The 14,318-nt window shown below is 72.9% G+C and carries 16 protein-coding genes; 6 read left to right on the top strand and 10 right to left on the bottom strand.

Going from position 1 to position 14,318, the window contains the following annotated elements:
• Nucleotides 1-197: 197 nt before the first annotated feature.
• Both K1T35_RS12490 and K1T35_RS12485 read left to right on the top strand, forming a co-directional pair.
• Nucleotides 198-1,118, top strand: a complete 921-nt coding sequence (locus K1T35_RS12490; RefSeq protein WP_220260330.1) for a sulfite exporter TauE/SafE family protein — start codon at nucleotides 198-200, stop codon at nucleotides 1,116-1,118.
• A gap of 115 nt (nucleotides 1,119-1,233) precedes the next feature.
• Nucleotides 1,234-1,440 (top strand): hypothetical protein, encoded by a 207-nt coding sequence (locus tag K1T35_RS12485; RefSeq protein ID WP_220260329.1) that lies wholly within the window; start codon nucleotides 1,234-1,236, stop codon nucleotides 1,438-1,440.
• 38 nt (nucleotides 1,441-1,478) lie between these two features.
• Here the strand turns inward: K1T35_RS12485 and K1T35_RS12480 are convergent, their stop codons facing one another.
• Complete coding sequence (locus K1T35_RS12480) at nucleotides 1,479-2,444, bottom strand: aldo/keto reductase (RefSeq protein WP_220260328.1); 966 nt, start codon at nucleotides 2,442-2,444, stop codon at nucleotides 1,479-1,481.
• Between the two features lie 64 nt (nucleotides 2,445-2,508).
• Between K1T35_RS12480 and K1T35_RS12475 the strand changes: the two genes are divergently transcribed.
• The gene (locus tag K1T35_RS12475; RefSeq protein ID WP_220260327.1) at nucleotides 2,509-2,868 is read left to right on the top strand and encodes a MerR family transcriptional regulator; all 360 of its coding nucleotides are present in this window, start codon (nucleotides 2,509-2,511) and stop codon (nucleotides 2,866-2,868) included.
• Here K1T35_RS12475 and K1T35_RS12470 read toward each other — a convergent pair.
• On the bottom strand, nucleotides 2,865-3,758 hold the full coding sequence (locus tag K1T35_RS12470) for a LysR family transcriptional regulator (protein ID WP_220260326.1): 894 nt from the start codon (nucleotides 3,756-3,758) through the stop codon (nucleotides 2,865-2,867). The genes K1T35_RS12475 and K1T35_RS12470 overlap by 4 nt on opposite strands.
• Nucleotides 3,759-3,823: 65 nt before the next feature.
• On the opposite strand from K1T35_RS12470, the gene K1T35_RS12465 reads away from it, so the two are divergent.
• A complete protein-coding gene (locus K1T35_RS12465) occupies nucleotides 3,824-4,666 on the top strand; it encodes an LLM class F420-dependent oxidoreductase (protein WP_220260325.1) in 843 nt (280 codons plus the stop codon).
• On the opposite strand, the gene K1T35_RS12460 is transcribed toward K1T35_RS12465, so the two are convergent.
• The 5 genes from K1T35_RS12460 to K1T35_RS12440 all read right to left on the bottom strand — a co-directional run bounded on the left by K1T35_RS12460 (nucleotide 4,663) and on the right by K1T35_RS12440 (nucleotide 9,957).
• Nucleotides 4,663-5,073, bottom strand: coding sequence for a PIN domain-containing protein (locus K1T35_RS12460; RefSeq protein WP_220260324.1), 411 nt, complete (start codon nucleotides 5,071-5,073; stop codon nucleotides 4,663-4,665). The two genes, K1T35_RS12465 and K1T35_RS12460, sit on opposite strands and share 4 nt — an antisense overlap.
• Nucleotides 5,070-5,348 carry a type II toxin-antitoxin system Phd/YefM family antitoxin gene (locus tag K1T35_RS12455; protein ID WP_220260323.1) on the bottom strand — a complete coding sequence of 93 codons (279 nt, stop codon included), beginning with the start codon at nucleotides 5,346-5,348 and terminating at the stop codon, nucleotides 5,070-5,072. Before K1T35_RS12455 ends, K1T35_RS12460 begins: the two co-directional genes overlap by 4 nt.
• A 45-nt stretch (nucleotides 5,349-5,393) precedes the next feature.
• On the bottom strand, nucleotides 5,394-7,919 hold the full coding sequence (locus tag K1T35_RS12450; protein ID WP_220260322.1) for a polynucleotide kinase-phosphatase: 2,526 nt from the start codon (nucleotides 7,917-7,919) through the stop codon (nucleotides 5,394-5,396).
• Nucleotides 7,916-9,325, bottom strand: coding sequence for a 3' terminal RNA ribose 2'-O-methyltransferase Hen1 (locus K1T35_RS12445; RefSeq protein ID WP_220260321.1), 1,410 nt, complete (start codon nucleotides 9,323-9,325; stop codon nucleotides 7,916-7,918). The genes K1T35_RS12450 and K1T35_RS12445 overlap by 4 nt, the downstream gene beginning before the upstream one ends.
• Nucleotides 9,326-9,390: 65 nt before the next feature.
• Nucleotides 9,391-9,957 carry a dihydrofolate reductase family protein gene (locus K1T35_RS12440; RefSeq protein WP_220260320.1) on the bottom strand — a complete coding sequence of 189 codons (567 nt, stop codon included), beginning with the start codon at nucleotides 9,955-9,957 and terminating at the stop codon, nucleotides 9,391-9,393.
• A gap of 18 nt (nucleotides 9,958-9,975) precedes the next feature.
• On the opposite strand from K1T35_RS12440, the gene K1T35_RS12435 reads away from it, so the two are divergent.
• A complete protein-coding gene (locus K1T35_RS12435; protein ID WP_255621816.1) occupies nucleotides 9,976-10,941 on the top strand; it encodes a sigma-70 family RNA polymerase sigma factor in 966 nt (321 codons plus the stop codon).
• Between the two features lie 33 nt (nucleotides 10,942-10,974).
• Here the strand turns inward: K1T35_RS12435 and K1T35_RS12430 are convergent, their stop codons facing one another.
• Entirely contained in the window at nucleotides 10,975-11,499 is a 525-nt protein-coding gene (locus K1T35_RS12430; RefSeq protein WP_255621815.1) for a TrmH family RNA methyltransferase, read from the bottom strand.
• A gap of 232 nt (nucleotides 11,500-11,731) precedes the next feature.
• Here K1T35_RS12430 and K1T35_RS12425 point away from each other — a divergent pair, with 232 nt between their 5' ends.
• Complete coding sequence (locus tag K1T35_RS12425) at nucleotides 11,732-13,432, top strand: hypothetical protein (RefSeq protein ID WP_220260319.1); 1,701 nt, start codon at nucleotides 11,732-11,734, stop codon at nucleotides 13,430-13,432.
• 19 nt (nucleotides 13,433-13,451) lie between these two features.
• Here the strand turns inward: K1T35_RS12425 and K1T35_RS12420 are convergent, their stop codons facing one another.
• Complete coding sequence (locus tag K1T35_RS12420) at nucleotides 13,452-13,838, bottom strand: tautomerase family protein (protein WP_220260318.1); 387 nt, start codon at nucleotides 13,836-13,838, stop codon at nucleotides 13,452-13,454.
• A 62-nt stretch (nucleotides 13,839-13,900) separates the two neighbouring features.
• On the bottom strand, nucleotides 13,901-14,179 hold the full coding sequence (locus K1T35_RS12415) for a YkvA family protein (protein ID WP_255621814.1): 279 nt from the start codon (nucleotides 14,177-14,179) through the stop codon (nucleotides 13,901-13,903).
• Nucleotides 14,180-14,318: the final 139 nt, after the last annotated feature.

Here is a 14,318-nt window from a genome sequence, read left to right as displayed (position 1 = left end):
CGCGGGTGAGTCGTCGATGACGGCCAGCCTCCTGCCGGACCTCGAACGGTTCTGGCCCTCGCGGCGCTGCCACGCGTTCGACGAGTTCTGTCGCTGCTGAGCTCCTCTCCGCCGAACTGATCCGGCCGCCGTGCGGCCGTGTGTATTCGCGCGCCCTGCCTCCCCCGACAGCCCACCTCCCACCGGAGCCCCTTCGCATGCGCACCCTCATCGTTTTCGCCCTCGTGGGCTTCGGCGCCCAACTCGTCGACGGGGCCCTCGGCATGGCATACGGCGTCACGTCCACGTCATTGCTGCTCCTCGCCGGCACGAACCCCGCAACCGCCAGCGCGTCGGTGCACCTCGCCGAGGTCGGCACCACGCTGGCCGCCGGGGCGTCGCACTGGCGGTTCGGCAACGTCGACTGGAAGCTCGTGCTGCGCCTCGGCGTGCCGGGCGCGATCGGCGCCTTCCTCGGCGCCACCGTGCTGTCCGCGCTGTCCACCGAGGACGCCGCGCCGTACATGTCCGGGGTGCTGCTCGCGCTCGGCGTCTACATCTTGGTGCGGTTCTCGGTGCGCCCGCCGCGGGTGTCGACGGCGCGGGTCTCGCCGCACCGCTCCAAGTTCCTGTCACCGCTCGGGCTGATCGCCGGGTTCGTCGACGCGTCCGGCGGAGGCGGCTGGGGCCCGGTGGCCACCCCCGCGCTGCTCACCGCGGGCAAGACCGCCCCACGCACCGTGATCGGTTCCGTCGACACGTCGGAGTTCCTGGTCGCCGTCGCGGCCAGCATCGGCTTCCTCCTCGGTCTCGGTTCCACGGTGCTCGACCCCTGGACGATCGGCGGTCTCCTCCTCGGCGGCGTGCTCGCCGCCCCGGTGGCGGCGTGGTTGGTCACCAAGATCCCCGCGCCGGTGCTCGGCACCGCGGTGGGCGGGCTGATCGTCCTGACCAACACCCGCTCGATCCTGCGCGCACTCGACGTCGCCGACGGCGCCCGCACCCCGATCTACCTGGCGATCGTCGGCATCTGGGTCGCCGCCGTCGCCATCGCCGTCGCGAAGCTGCGGCAGGCGGCCGCCGAGGAGCCGGCCGAGGCCACCGACGCCGAACCGGCCACCGTCGCGGCGCGGGACTGAGGGGGGAACGGGTGCTGACCAGGCGCCGGGACCGGGACCACGGCCGGGACGCGAGCGACCGCTGTCGCGCGGCTCGCTCCACCCCGGCCGATCCCACCCCGCCCAGGAGGCACCCGTGTCCAGCCCGACCCGTGATTCCATCCGTCGCTCCGTCGCCGACCGGCTGCTGAACTCCCTCGAGGACCTGGTGCGCCGCCACCGGGCGCTCGGGTTGCACGCCGCCGAGGAGTCGGCCCTCCATGCCGAGCTCATCGCCGCCGAGGTCGCGCACGAGCTGGCGGTGGCGCGCAGCGCCCTCCACCGCCATCCGCCGCTGCGCTGATCTCACTGCGCCGAACTCACTGCGCCGATCTCGGAACCTCACCAGGCGTAGGCCTCCGGCACCGGGCCGGGTCCGGGGAAGATCTCGTCGAGGCGGGCGAGCTCGGCCCGGCCGAGGTCGACGTCGAGCGCGGTGAGGGCGTGCTCGAGGTGCTCCACCGTGCGGGGGCCCACGATCGGACCGGTCACGCCGTCCTGCCGCAGCAGCCAGGCCAGTCCGACGGTGGCGGGATGGTGCCCGATCTCGTCGCAGAACGACTCGTACGCCTCGACGCGGTCCCGGTTCGCGGCGAGGCGGGTGGCGGTGAGATCGGCGCCGCTGTCGCGGCGGCGGGATTTCCGCAGGATTCCACCCAGGATTCCGCCGTACAGCGGCGACCACAGGATGAAACCCAAGCCGTAGTCCCGAGCGGCCGGCAACACCTCCAGTTCCGCGGAACGTTCGGCCAGGTTGTAGAGGTGCTGCTCGCTGACCAGACCCAGCGAACTGCGCGGCCGGGCCGATTCGTTCGCCTGTGCGATGTGCCAGCCCGCGAAGTTCGACGACCCGACGTAGAGCACCTTTCCCTGGGCCACCAGGGTGTCCATCGCCTGCCAGAACTCGTCCCACAGCGTGTGCCGGTCGACGTGGTGGGCCTGGTAGAGATCGAGGTGGTCGGTCTGCAACCGGCGCAGCGACCCCTCGACCTGCTGGCGGATGTGCCGGGCCGAGAGACCGCGCGTGTTCGGCCCCTCGCCCATGGGCTCGTAGACCTTGCTGGCCAGCACGATCTCGTCCCGCCGCCCCGACCTCGCCAGCCAGCGACCCACGATCTGCTCGGTCCAGCCCACGCCGAGCTTCCAGCCGTAGATGTTGGCCGTGTCGAAGAAGTTGATTCCGAGGTCCAGTGCGCGGTCCATGATGGTGTGGCTGTCGGCCTCGGAGGTGTCCGGTCCGAAGTTCATCGTGCCCAGCACGAGCCGCGAGACCTGCAGCCCGGTTCTGCCGAGATACGTGTACTGCATGCGGCCGACGCTAAACTCTGACATTGATGCCAACGTCCAATGTTCCGGCCGTGGAGTGGGTCACATGCTGATCGGTGAGCTCGCCCGGCTCACGGCGGTGAGCCCGAGATTGTTGCGCTACTACGAGCAGCAGGGGCTGCTCACTTCGGCGCGGCTGTCGAACGGCTACCGCGCCTACGCCGCGGACGCCCCGCTGATCGTCGGTCAGATCCGGGCTCTGCTCGACGCCGGCCTGCCCACCGAGGTGATCCGCGAGGTGCTCCCCTGTGCGGAGGGCAAGCCTCCCCGGTTCGACGCGTGCCCGAGCCTCTCCGTCCTCCTGCAGGAGGTGCTGGAGAACATCGAGGCGCGCATGGACAAGCTCGCCCACCACCGCGAGGCCCTCACCAGGTACATCGACGCGGCCGCCTCGACCTCGCGCTAGCGCATCGCTTCCAGCTCCGCGGCGACCGCGCGCAGGAGCTCCAGCATGCGTGCGGCCGCGGCGGACGGTGCGGGCCGTGGGAGCACCGCCGCCACCCTGCGCGCCGAACCGGCGCCGCGCAACGGGCGCAGCACGACGTCGGATCGCACGCCCTCAGCGGCGAGCGACGCGACCACGGTGAGGCCGAGCCCCGCGGCCACGAACCCCTGCTTCGCGGTCCACTCGCGCACCCGGAACACGTGCTCGGGCGCGGGCTCCGCGACCGCGAACAGCTCGTCGGCCATGTCGGGCGTGCCCTGCACCCAGCGCTCGCCGGCCAGGTCCGCGAGCCAGACCTCGCGGGCGCCCGCCAGCCGATGGCTTCGCGGCATCGCGACGAGCAGCGGGTCACGCACCAGGTCGACCAGTTCGACGCCTGCCGGGGCGGGTTCGACCGGAACGGCGAACACGACCGCGATGTCGAGGTCGCCCGTCGCGACGGCACCTGCCAGGTCGATGCTGCCGCCCTCCCGCAATCGCGGTTCCACCTGCGGGTGGTCCGCCTGGAGCCGCGCAAGGGCCCGTGGTACCAGCGTCGCGTTGGCCGTGGGGACGGCGCCGAGCCGCAGCGGCCCCGCCGTGCCGTCGCGGACCGCGCCGAGCGCCGCGACCGCATCGTCCATGGCCCGCAGCACGATCTGCGCGTGCCGGTGCAGTACCGCGCCCGCGGCCGTGAGCCGCACACCGCGGGCGTCGCGCTGGAAGAGGGCGACACCCGCGGCCCGCTCGAACGCGGCGACCCGGCGCGACACGGCCGACTGCGTGTACCCGAGCCGCCCGGCCGCGGCCGTGAACGAGCCGTGCCGCGCGACGGCGACGAGCAACCGCAGATCGGCCGGATCCATGTCCATCGGGAATGCCAGCCCTTCCGAGATGTCGCTACTCGCATGCGTCGCCGCTGCCTACCGTAGGCGGTGTGAGTGCCCCGACCATCGGTCTGTTCCTGCACAACGCCGCCGTCCAGTCCGACCCGGCGGTCGCCGTTCGGGTGGCCCGGCACGCCGAGGAGCTCGGCTACGACTCGCTCTGGGCCGGTGAGCACGTGGTGGTGCCCCGTCCCCGCGTTGCGCCGTCTCCGATGGAGCCCGACGAGCCGATCCTCGACCCGCTCGTCCTGCTCGCCCACCTCGCCGCCCACACGTCACGGGTGCGGCTCGGCACCGGGGTGATCGTGCTGCCGCAGCGCAACCCGCTGGTCCTGGCCAAGCAGCTGGTCAGCCTCGACGTGGTGTCCGGCGGCCGGCTCGTGGTCGGGATCGGCGCCGGCTACCTGGAGCCCGAGTTGACGGCGATCGGCGTGCCGATGGCCGAGCGCGGGTCACGCACCGACGAGTACCTCGCTGCGATGCGGGCGCTCTGGACGTCCGAGGCGCCCGCCTATACGGGCCGGCACGTCCGCTTCGCCCGCGTCGACGCCCATCCGCGGCCCGTGCAACGTCCCCTCCCCGTGGTGATCGGCGGCCGCGCCCCGGCGGCCCACCGGCGTGCGGTTCGCGACGCCGACGGCTGGTACGGCTACATGCACTCGCCGGAGTCGACCGCCGAGCAGGTCGCCGCCCTGCGCAAGGCCGCCGCGGACGCCGGCCGGGACCGCCCGCTGCACGTCTCGGTGACGCCGGAACGCCGGCTCGACCCGGCCACCGTGCGGGCCTACGCCGACGCGGGCGCCGACCGCCTGATCGTCGCCCCACGCCCGGACGCCAATGCGGACGCGCTGCTCCGGTTCCTCGAACGGAACGCGCCGGCAGAGATCGTCTAGTCGTCGATCCAGTTCTCGACGACGAGCCCCGGGACTCGCCGGAAGTGCCGGACGTTCCGTGTGACGAGTGTGAGTTCACGGGACACCACAATCGCCGCGATGCGCAGGTCGGGCTCGGCCAACCGCTCCCCGCACCGCTCGAGCTCAGCCTTGAGCTCACCGAACCTGCGGGCGGCGGTGGTGTCGAACGGAAGCACTGCCTGCGCCCCCCTCACCACAGCCTCGACCCGCGCAGTGAGCGCATCCCGTCCCAATCGCCGGGCGCCGTAGACCAGTTCCGCTACGGTGATCGACGTCGTGAACTGATCAGCCGCCGGCACCGTGGCCAGCCTGCGGATCAGATGTAGCGGTGGCGTTGGCTTGATCGTCGCGCTGATGATGTCCGTGTCGAAGCAGTAGGCCGTCACGAGATGTCGGGCGGTGGTCGATCAGCGACGTACTGGCGCGCGGAGACGATCTCCTCCATGTCGTCCTCGACCGTGTCCCACTCCCCGGCGAGCGCACCGGCAAAGGCCGCGAGCCCCACCGGGCGCACCTCGTCCTCGGCCAGCCGCTGTGGAGGCACCAGGGCGAGCACCGGTCGCCCGCGGTTGACGATCAGGAAGGACTCCCCGTTCCCGACCCGGTCGGCCAGCTCGGAGAACCGTCGCTTGGCGTCGGCGACGCCGATCTGCTCGGTCATGTCCTGAGGACTCCTGCCCGTGGAATGACTTCAGGATAGTCTCTGTCACAACCGCGGGTCCACCGGCTCCGACTCCAGCGCGAGCACCGCGAACACGCACTCGTGCACCCGCCAGAGCGGCTCGTCGCGCGCCAGTCGCTCCAGGGCCTCGACACCGAGCGCGTACTCCCGCAGTGCGAGGCCGCGCTTGCGGCCCAGCCCGCGCTGCCGCAGCCGGTCGAGGTGCTCGGGTGCGGTGTAGTCCGGCCCGTAGATCAGCCGCAGGTACTCCCGGCCGCGCACCTTCACCCCGGGCTGCACCAGCCCGTTCGTGCCGCGCACCAGGCCCGCCATCGGTTTGACGACCATGCCCTCGCCGCCGGCCGCCGTGAGCTCATCCCACCACGCCGTTGCCGCGGCCACGGACTCGTCGTCCGTGGTGTCGACGATCGCCGTCGAGGTGCGGCGGATCAGCTCGGGGTCGGCGGTGTGCAGCCGGTCGGCGAGCGCGAGGTGCCAGTCGTGTGGGCGGTTGTGGAATGCCGCACCCTCGGCGGCGAGCACTTGGAACGGGGCGAGCCGCACCCCGGCCAGGCCGTCGGTCGGCCAGCGGTATCGGCGGTAGACGTCGCGGAACGCCGCCGTGTCGACGGCTCGCCTGCGCACGCGCGCGGCGAGGTCACCCACGTCGACGCCGCGGTTCCCGGCGGCACTCAGCGCCGCGTCGGCGGCGGCGAGGCCCGCGGTCGCGGCAGCGCCGACGGCGGCGTACTGGTCGCGGATCAGCGCGCCGGCCTTGACGCTCCACGGCAGCAGCTCGGCGTCGAGCAGCAGCCAGTCGGTCGCGAGCTCATCCCACAGCCCCGCCGCGTCGACCGCGGCACGCACGCGGGCCAGCAGCGCCTCGGTCAGCTCAGGGCCGAAGAACGGGCGGCCCGTGCGGGTCACGACGGTGCCCGGCCCGTCGAAGCGGCGCGCCCCGCCGTCCCGGCACACGAGCACGACCGCCCGCGAGCCCATGTGCTTCTCCTGGCACACGACCTGCTGCACGCCGTCGGCCCGGTATCCGGAGAACGCCCCAGCGGGGTGCTCCAGCAGGCCGTCGCGGGTGGACGTCGCGGTGGCCGCCATCGTCGGCGGCAGGTAGACCAAAAGGCGCGGGTCGACCGCGAACCTGCTCATCACCTCGAGCGCTGCGGCCGCCTGGTCGGCCCGCACGGTCAGCCTGCCGTGGTGCCCGGTCTCGATGATCCGCTTGCCGGTGACGTCGGCGATGTCGAGGACGTCACCGTGCCGGCTCGTATCGGGGGCCGGGGCGAGCGGGCGCACCGGCTCGTACCAGACCTCCTGTGCCGGGACGTCGACGAGCTCCCGCTCCGGGTAGCGCAGTGCGGTGAGCTTGCCGCCGAACACGGCCCCGGTGTCGAGGCAGATCGTGTTGTTGACCCACTCCGCGTCGGGGGTGGGCGTGTGCCCGTAGACCACGGTGGCGCTGCCGCGGTAGTCGTTCGCCCACGGCAGCCGCACCGGAAGGCCGTACTCGTCGGTCTCGCCGGTGGTGTCGCCGTAGAGCGCGAAGCTGCGCACCGCCCCGGACGCGCGACCGTGGAAGCGCTCGGGCAGCCCGGCGTGCGCGACCACCAGCCGGCCGCCGTCGAGGACGTAGTGCGCGACGAGGCCGTCGCAGAACGCGTGGACCTGCTTGCGGAACTCCTCCGGCTCCGCGGCGAGTTGGGCGAGCGACTCGGCCAGCCCGTGGGACACGCGGACCTGGCGGCCGGCCAGCGCCCGGACGAGCTTCTGCTCGTGATTGCCGCAGACGCAGAGGGCTTCGCCGTCGCCGACCATGCCCATGACCATGCGCAGCACGCCGGGCGTGTCCGGCCCCCTGTCGACGAGGTCGCCGACGAACACCGCGCGCCTGCCCTCCGGGTGCCGCGCGCCGACCGGTCGCCCCTCGCCGTCGCGGGCGATGGCGTAGCCCAGCGCCGTGAGGAGCTCCTCCAGCTCGGCGCGGCAGCCGTGGACGTCACCGATCAGGTCGAACGGGCCGGTCTCACCGCGCCGGTCGTTCAGGAGCGGCTCGATCTCGACCGTCGCGGCGTCGACCTCATCGACCGAGCGCAGCACGTGCACGCGCCGGAAACCCTCCTTCCCGAGCGAGCCGAGCGATCGGCGCAGGTAGTCGCGCTGCCGGCGGACGACGTGCGGGCCGAAGTCGCGGTCGGCCCGCGCCGCGTTGCGCTCGAGGCACACCGACTCGGGAAGGTCGAGCACGATCGCCACCGGCAGCACGTGCCGCTCCCGGGCGAGCGCGACGAGCGGTGCCCGGTCCTCGCGCCGCACGCTCGTGGCGTCGACGACGGTGATCCGGCCGGCGTCGAGCCGCTTGCCCGCCACGAAATGCAGCGCCTCGAAGGCGGCGCCGGTGGCCGACTGGTCGTTCTCGTCGTCGGCGACCAGGCCGCGGAACGCGTCGCTGGACAGGACGGCGGTCGCCGGGAAGTGCCGGCGCGCGAACATCGACTTGCCGGACCCGGACGCGCCGAGGAGCACGACCAGCGCCATGTCCGGGATGCGCAACATGCTCATGACACCACCTCCCGCTCGAACACGGCCAGCTGGGTGGGCGGACCGACCTCCGGGTCGTCCGGGCCGACCGGCAGGAACCGCACCCGGTAGCCGTGCCGGCTCGCGGCGGCGGCCGCCCACTCGCGGAACTGCGCGCGCGTCCACTCGAACCGGTGGTCGGTGTGCCGGAACCGGCCGGGTTCGAGCGTCTCGAAGCGCACGTTGTACTCGACGTTCGGCGTGGTGACGACGACCGTGCCCGGCCGGGCAACCCCGAGCACGGCGTGTTCCAGCGCAGGCAACCGCACCTCGTCGACGTGCTCGATCACCTCCATGAGCACGGCCGCGTCGTAGCCTGCGAGGGAGGCGTCTGCGTAGGTGAGCGCGGACTGGCGCAGCGCGATCCGCTCCCGCTGCCGCTCCGGGAGCCGGTCCAGCCGCAGCCGCCGGGCCGCGGCCTCGAGGGCACCCGCCGATACGTCGACGCCGAGGATCTCGGTGAACCGCGGGTCGGCGAGCAGGTCGCGCAGTAGCGCCCCGCCGCCGCACCCGAGGTCGAGCACCCGCCGCGCCCCGGCGGCCCGCAAGACGGCGATCACGCTCCCCCGCCGCTGCAGGGCGAGCGGAACGAGTTTCTCGGGGTCGTCAGGCTGGACGACCGGGGCCTCGAGCGCGTTGTCCAGGGCCTCGACCTCCGTGTCGTCGGCCTCGGCCAGGCGCTCCAGCGCCGTGCGGACGTAGGCGCCGCGGTGGGCCAGGTAGCGCCTGGTGATCAGCTCCCGCTCCGGGTGGGCGGCCAGCCACTCGCCGCCCGCGCGCAGGAGCTTGTCGACCTCGGCGGCGTCCACCCAGTAGTGCTTGGCGCCGTCGAGCACCGGCAGCAGGACGTAGAGGTGGGTGAGCGCGTCGGCGAGGCGCAGCTCCCCGGTCAGCGTGGTATCGAGGTAGCGCGAGTCGCCCCACTCGGGGATCTGCGGGTCCAGGGGCACCGGTGCCGCCTCGACCCGCCAGCCGAGCGGGGCGAAGAGCCGCTCGACGAGCTCCGCACCACCGTGACAGGGAAGGGTCGGGACGTGCACGGTGAGCGGGATCGCTCGCGACGGCAGCTTCGGACGGGCGGTGCAGCGGCCCTTCATCGCGGAGGAGAACACCGCGCCGAGGGCCACGGCGAGCATCGACCCGGCGGCGTACGGCCGGTCGTTGACGTACTGCCCGAGCGCGAAGGCGTCCGACCTGCCGCGGACCAGTGCGACCGGGTCGACCTCCAGCAGCAGCGCCGCCGTGCACACCTCCGGCTCGGCCCGCGGGTAGAACACGTGCGCCGACCCGGCCGCGACGGGGAACGTCTGCGCCCGGTCGGGGTGCTTGTGCAGCAGGTAGCCGAGATCGGTTGCAGGTTCAGCCGTCGTGGTGAGGGTCAGGAGCACGTCCGGCAGTCTGCCGGAAGGCCTCCGCCCGTCCGTCCGATATTCCGGACGGACGGGCGGCCCCACTAGGCCGGTGCGTACGTCAGCACGACGGCGCCGCTGGTGAATGGTCGTGCGCTCGTCAGCGTGAGCCGCCGCGGCTCGTCCTCCCCATCGAACAGGCGAGTCCCACCACCCTGCAGGAGCGGGTTGACGATCAGCCGCAGCTCGTCGACGAGCCCGAGCCGGACGAACGAGCGAGCGGCGGCGGCACCGGCGAACAGCGCGAAGTCCTTGCCGGGCCGGGCCTTCAGTTGCTGGATCGCCGCCGACACGCCACCGGCGACGATGTGGCTGTTGCGCCACGTGCTGCCGGTGAGCGTCTGCGAGACGACGTACTTCGGCAGCTCGTTCATCAGCACCGCCGTCTCGCGCTGGGCAGCGCTCTGCGCCGCCTGCTCGGCGGTCGGCCAGTACGTCGCGAGCTTCTCGAACGCGACCCGGCCGAACACCATGCCGTCGATCGAGCGCAACGTGTCGAGGATGAACGCGTCGAACTCGTCGTCGGCGAAGTGCCAGTCGATGTCGCCGTTCGAGTCCTCGACATAGCCGTCGACGGTCATGTTGATCTGCAGGAACAGCTTGCGATCCATCTGGCTATCCTCCGAAGGGTGGTGGGTGTCGTCCGTACTGACAGCCCCGGGCCCCGAAAGTCGCCGGACGCGGAGTTCGTGGCGCAGACCGAAGCGCTGCGGCACGAGCTGTTCGCGCACTGCTACCGCATGCTCGGCTCGGCGCACGACGCCGAGGACCTCGTGCAGGAGACGTACCTGCGCGCGTGGCAAGCGCTCGGCTCGTTCGAACGCCGGTCCTCGATGCGGACGTGGCTCTACCGGATCGCGACGAACGCCTGCCTCAATGCCGTGGACGCGGCGCGGCGACGGGCGCTTCCGATGCAGCTCTGGCCGCCGTCCGTCCCGAGCGACGAGCCGACCGAGCGTACCGACGTCCCGTGGCTCGAGCCGCTCCCGACGTATCGGATCGGCGGGGTCAGCCCTGAGGAAGCGGCGATAGAACGGGAGAGCCTGCGCCTCGCGTTCGTCGCGATGCTCCAGACACTTCCCCCTCGTCAGCGGGCACTCCTGCTGCTGCGCGACGTCCTGCGCTTCACCGCCGCGGAGACGGCGGAGATCCTCGACACGACCACCACCGCGGTCAACAGCGGGGTGCGTCGCGCCCGCGAGCAGGCGATCCGTGCACAGCCGGTCTCGGAGCCCACCGAGCCGGAGCGGCGCCGGCTCCTGGACCGGTACGTCACCGCGTGGGAGGCGAAGGACGTCCCCGCGATCGTTGCGCTGTTCACCGAGGACGCGGTCTGGGAGATGCCGCCGCTGGCCGCGTGGTACCGGGGAGCCGAGCACATCGGCCGCCACCTCGCCGACCGTTGCCCGGTGCGGCCGGGCCAAGCGAGTCTGGTGCCGGTCGAGATGAACGCCCAGCCCGCGTTCGCCACCTACACCTTGGAACCGGACGGTTCCCTTCGACCTGCGTTCCTGCAGGTACTCGACGTCAGCACCGAAGGAATCGAGCACGTGTACGCGTTCGTCGACCCGTCGGTCTTCGAGCTGTTGCACTGACCGCTGTTGCACCGACCGCTGTTGCACCGACCGCTACAGCATCCCGGCCAGCTTGTACGCCACCAGCGAGCCGGCGACCGCGACGTTCAGGCTGAGCCCGGTGCCGATCATCGGGATCTCGACGACGTCGTCAGCCAGCGCGAGCGCCTCCGGTGGGACCCCGTCGCTCTCGTGACCGAGCATCACCACGGTCCGCTGCCGGGCCGCGGGGAGGTCACCGACGCGGATCGCCTCGTCGGCGAGCTCCACCGCGAGCAGCCTGCTGCCGGCGTTGCGCTGGGCCTCGAGCCAGTGCAGCGGGTCGGCGACGCGGTGCACGCAGCTGCTCCGCCGCAGGGTGTTGCCCTTCTCGAGCGCGCGCCGTACCCACGCCTGCCGGGTCACGACGAGACAGGCGCCGACCGCGTCGCAGGTGCGCAACAGCGTGCCGAGATTCGCGTCGTGCTTCGGCCAGAGCGGGGCGAGCAGGATGTGGTCCCAGCAGTGATGGCTGCGAGGTCTGCGCTGCTGGCGCAGGTCGGAGCGGGTGCGCGCCCGTGGCGCGCCGGGGCGGGTCACCGCGCGGCGGGGTGGCTCCCGCGGGCGAGGGACGAATTCCGGTTCATGGGGCAGGACGCTTCGCGGTGCGCCGGAACCATCGACGGAGGAACGCCTGCAAGCGTACTCGCCGAACGAAGAAGATCTCTTTCGAGTGAATCGTGACTCCTTCCGGTCCTGCTCGTTGCACCCCGTGCGGGCGCCGGTGGCTCGGCCAACCGGGCGAGGGAACGTCGATCGGGTGGAGATGACGGTGCGCAGTGCCACGCTGGTCAGGGCTGCTCTGGCCGGTGCGGTGGTTTGCCTGATCGCCGTGGGCGTCACGGCCCCCGCACTGGCCGGGGCAGGCGATGGCGACGCGAGCTGCCCCGATGTCGGGCCGGTCGAGGCGCTGTTGCACGGCCGGGACTGCACCGAGGAGCAGCCGGACCAGGTTCTCACCCCCGGCAGCCTGCTCAACCCGCAGTTCCCGGACTTCCCCGACTACCCGGGGCTCGACGACGAGGACGACGAGCCCGACGAGGAGTCGGACGACGCATCCGACGAGGATTCCGACGACTCCGACGATGCCGACTCCGGAGATGCCGACTCCGAGGACTCGGCGCCGGACGAGTCCGGGGACGCCGACTCCGACTCCGAAGACACCGCGGCGGCCGCCGTCGAGGGTTCCGACGACGACACGGACGACTCCGGCACGAAGGACGCCGAAGCGCGCACCGGGCAGGCCCCTGCCGAGAGCTCCGGTGCGGGCGCGGCCGTCGGCGCCGCGATGCTCCCCGGGGTCGGCAACGCGGTCGACCGCGAGAAGTCCCCCGGCCTGGACTGGACCGGCGCCCTCGAGACGCGCCGCCCCGCCGCTCCGGAGGAGCCGCGCCCCGCGCCCGTCCACGACACACCCGCGCGGGAGGTCGTCGCGCCTCCCGTGCCGCCGGCCCCGCCCGCCGCCACCGAGCGCACCGCAGACCTGGCCGCCGTCGCGTTCGCCACGTCGTTCCCCTCACCGATCGAGGCACGCTGGAACGTCGGAGCGGTCCTGCCGAGCCTGGCGCTGACGCTGCTGCTGCTCGCCGCGCTCGCGCTCCCCGTCGGCCTGATCAACCGCGCCGCCGCCGAGCAACCCGACCGGGTCGAAGCCCTGCTGGCACGGCTGCGGGTCCCACCGGGCACCGGGCGTCCCGCACCGGGGGCGTTCCTCACCGCCGTCGCGATCACGGCGGTGGCCGGCGCGGTGATGCTCGGGTTCCTCACCCCGGAGTTCCCGTTCGACACGTCGGCGCCCGCGCTGCTCGTCGGGCTCGCCGTCGCGTTCCTCCTGGTGACGGCGGCGCAGCAGGGCACCCAACTGCTGTACGTGGCGCGCTGGTGGGGGGTGCGCTGCCACGTCGGGCCGGTTCCCGGCTTCCTCCTGCTCGGCGCGGTCGGCGTCGTGCTCTCCCGCGCGGTCGGGCTCGAGCCCGGGCTCGTGCTGGGCACGCTGATCGCCTTCCGCACGGCCCGCCCGCTGCGCGCCGACGAGGAGGGTCCCGCGGTCGCCCTCGCCGCAACCGCGCTCGCGGCCCTCGGCGGCACGGCGTGGATCGTGCGCGAGCCGCTCGTCGCCGCGGCCGGCGCGCCGGGGACGTTCCTCGCCGACGTCGTCGCCACCGCGCTCACGGCCACCGCGGTGAGCGCCGCGGCCAATCTGCTGTTCGCGCTCGTGCCGCACTCGTTCCTGCCCGGTGCCGCGCTGCTGCGCTGGTCACCGGGGCTGTGGGCGCTCTTCGCCTGCACCGGTGGCTTCGCGTTCGTGCACCTCGCGGTGCGACCGGCGGCCGACGCGGTCGCCGACAGGGCGGGAGCGCTCGGCGTCGTGCTCGGCGTCTACCTCGTCGCGGCCGCCGGACTCTGGACGTGGCTGCGGTTCGGGGCCGGTTGGACCGCCCCCCGCCTCGGTGTCGCCTCCCGGCAGCACTAGGCGGCACCCAACCGCAGGGCTAGGAGGCCCGCCGGGAGGTTCGCGCGGACACGCCGCCGATGGCCCAGTCGTCGGGCTGCACCGGGATGACCTCCCCGTGCACGAGCCTGCGATCGACGCCGAGCACGTCGACGATCAGGTCGGTGAGCGCGCCCAGCAACCGGCGCCGCAGCTCGGCGAGGCGATCGGCGAACAGGACGGCCGTGAAGTACGGGGCCGACCGCCCGTCCGCGGGGATGCCACCGGTGGCCCACAGCTCGGGCCGGTGCAGCGTGACGTGGGCCCGCACCCGGTCCAGAGGCACGTCGGTGACCTCGGCGTAGCGGGTGCTCAGGGCGACGAGCAGTTCCGCGTGCTGAGCGGGTGTGTGCAGCCCTTCGACGAGGTGCACTTCCAGGACCGGCATGCGCACACCGTATGGAGCGGCCGGTGGCCGAACAAGATCCGTGATGTTGCGATTGGGTCGACCTAGCGCGACGGCGCGTCCACGACGGCGGGCTGCTGCCGCTCCCACGCGAGGAAGCGTTCGGTCTCGGCCAGGAAGGCCCCACCCAGCCACAGCGCGATCACACCGTCGTCGGCGAAACCGATCAGCGGGAGGAACACCTCCGGCAGCAGGTCGATCGGCGAGACCAGGTAGGCCAACCCCAGCACGATCAGCCCGAGCCGGCCGCGGGACAGCGCCGGGTAGCGGCCCGTGACGGCGCCTCCCAGCATCCGCGGGACCGCACGGAGCCGCTCTGACACGCCCGGCGCCCCTGGACGGCGCAACTGCGACACTGCGCGCCACAGCGCGGTGAACGCCGCGATTCGACGCGGCCCGATACTCGCCACGTTCCCTAAAACGCGGGCGGGCCGCGCGAAGTTCCTTCCGGCATGCCCGGAT

Origin of the sequence: Pseudonocardia sp. DSM 110487, assembly GCF_019468565.1 — a bacterium.
Lineage (GTDB): Bacteria > Actinomycetota > Actinomycetes > Mycobacteriales > Pseudonocardiaceae > Pseudonocardia.
Note: the sequence above shows the minus strand (reverse complement) of the source record. Positions and strands in the feature narration are given on the sequence as shown.

Bases quoted from the DNA above. Each gene is read 5' to 3' on its own strand.
- K1T35_RS12450 (WP_220260322.1), bottom strand. From the start codon at position 7,919: ATGAGCATGTTGCGCATCCCGGACATGGCGCTGGTCGTGCTCCTCGGC.
- K1T35_RS12455 (WP_220260323.1), bottom strand. From the start codon at position 5,348: ATGACCGAGCAGATCGGCGTCGCCGACGCCAAGCGACGGTTCTCCGAG.
- K1T35_RS12480 (WP_220260328.1), bottom strand. From the start codon at position 2,444: ATGCAGTACACGTATCTCGGCAGAACCGGGCTGCAGGTCTCGCGGCTC.
- K1T35_RS12490 (WP_220260330.1), top strand. From the start codon at position 198: ATGCGCACCCTCATCGTTTTCGCCCTCGTGGGCTTCGGCGCCCAACTC.
- K1T35_RS12470 (WP_220260326.1), bottom strand. From the start codon at position 3,758: ATGGACATGGATCCGGCCGATCTGCGGTTGCTCGTCGCCGTCGCGCGG.
- K1T35_RS12420 (WP_220260318.1), bottom strand. From the start codon at position 13,838: ATGCCGGTCCTGGAAGTGCACCTCGTCGAAGGGCTGCACACACCCGCT.
- K1T35_RS12475 (WP_220260327.1), top strand. From the start codon at position 2,509: ATGCTGATCGGTGAGCTCGCCCGGCTCACGGCGGTGAGCCCGAGATTG.
- K1T35_RS12440 (WP_220260320.1), bottom strand. From the start codon at position 9,957: ATGGATCGCAAGCTGTTCCTGCAGATCAACATGACCGTCGACGGCTAT.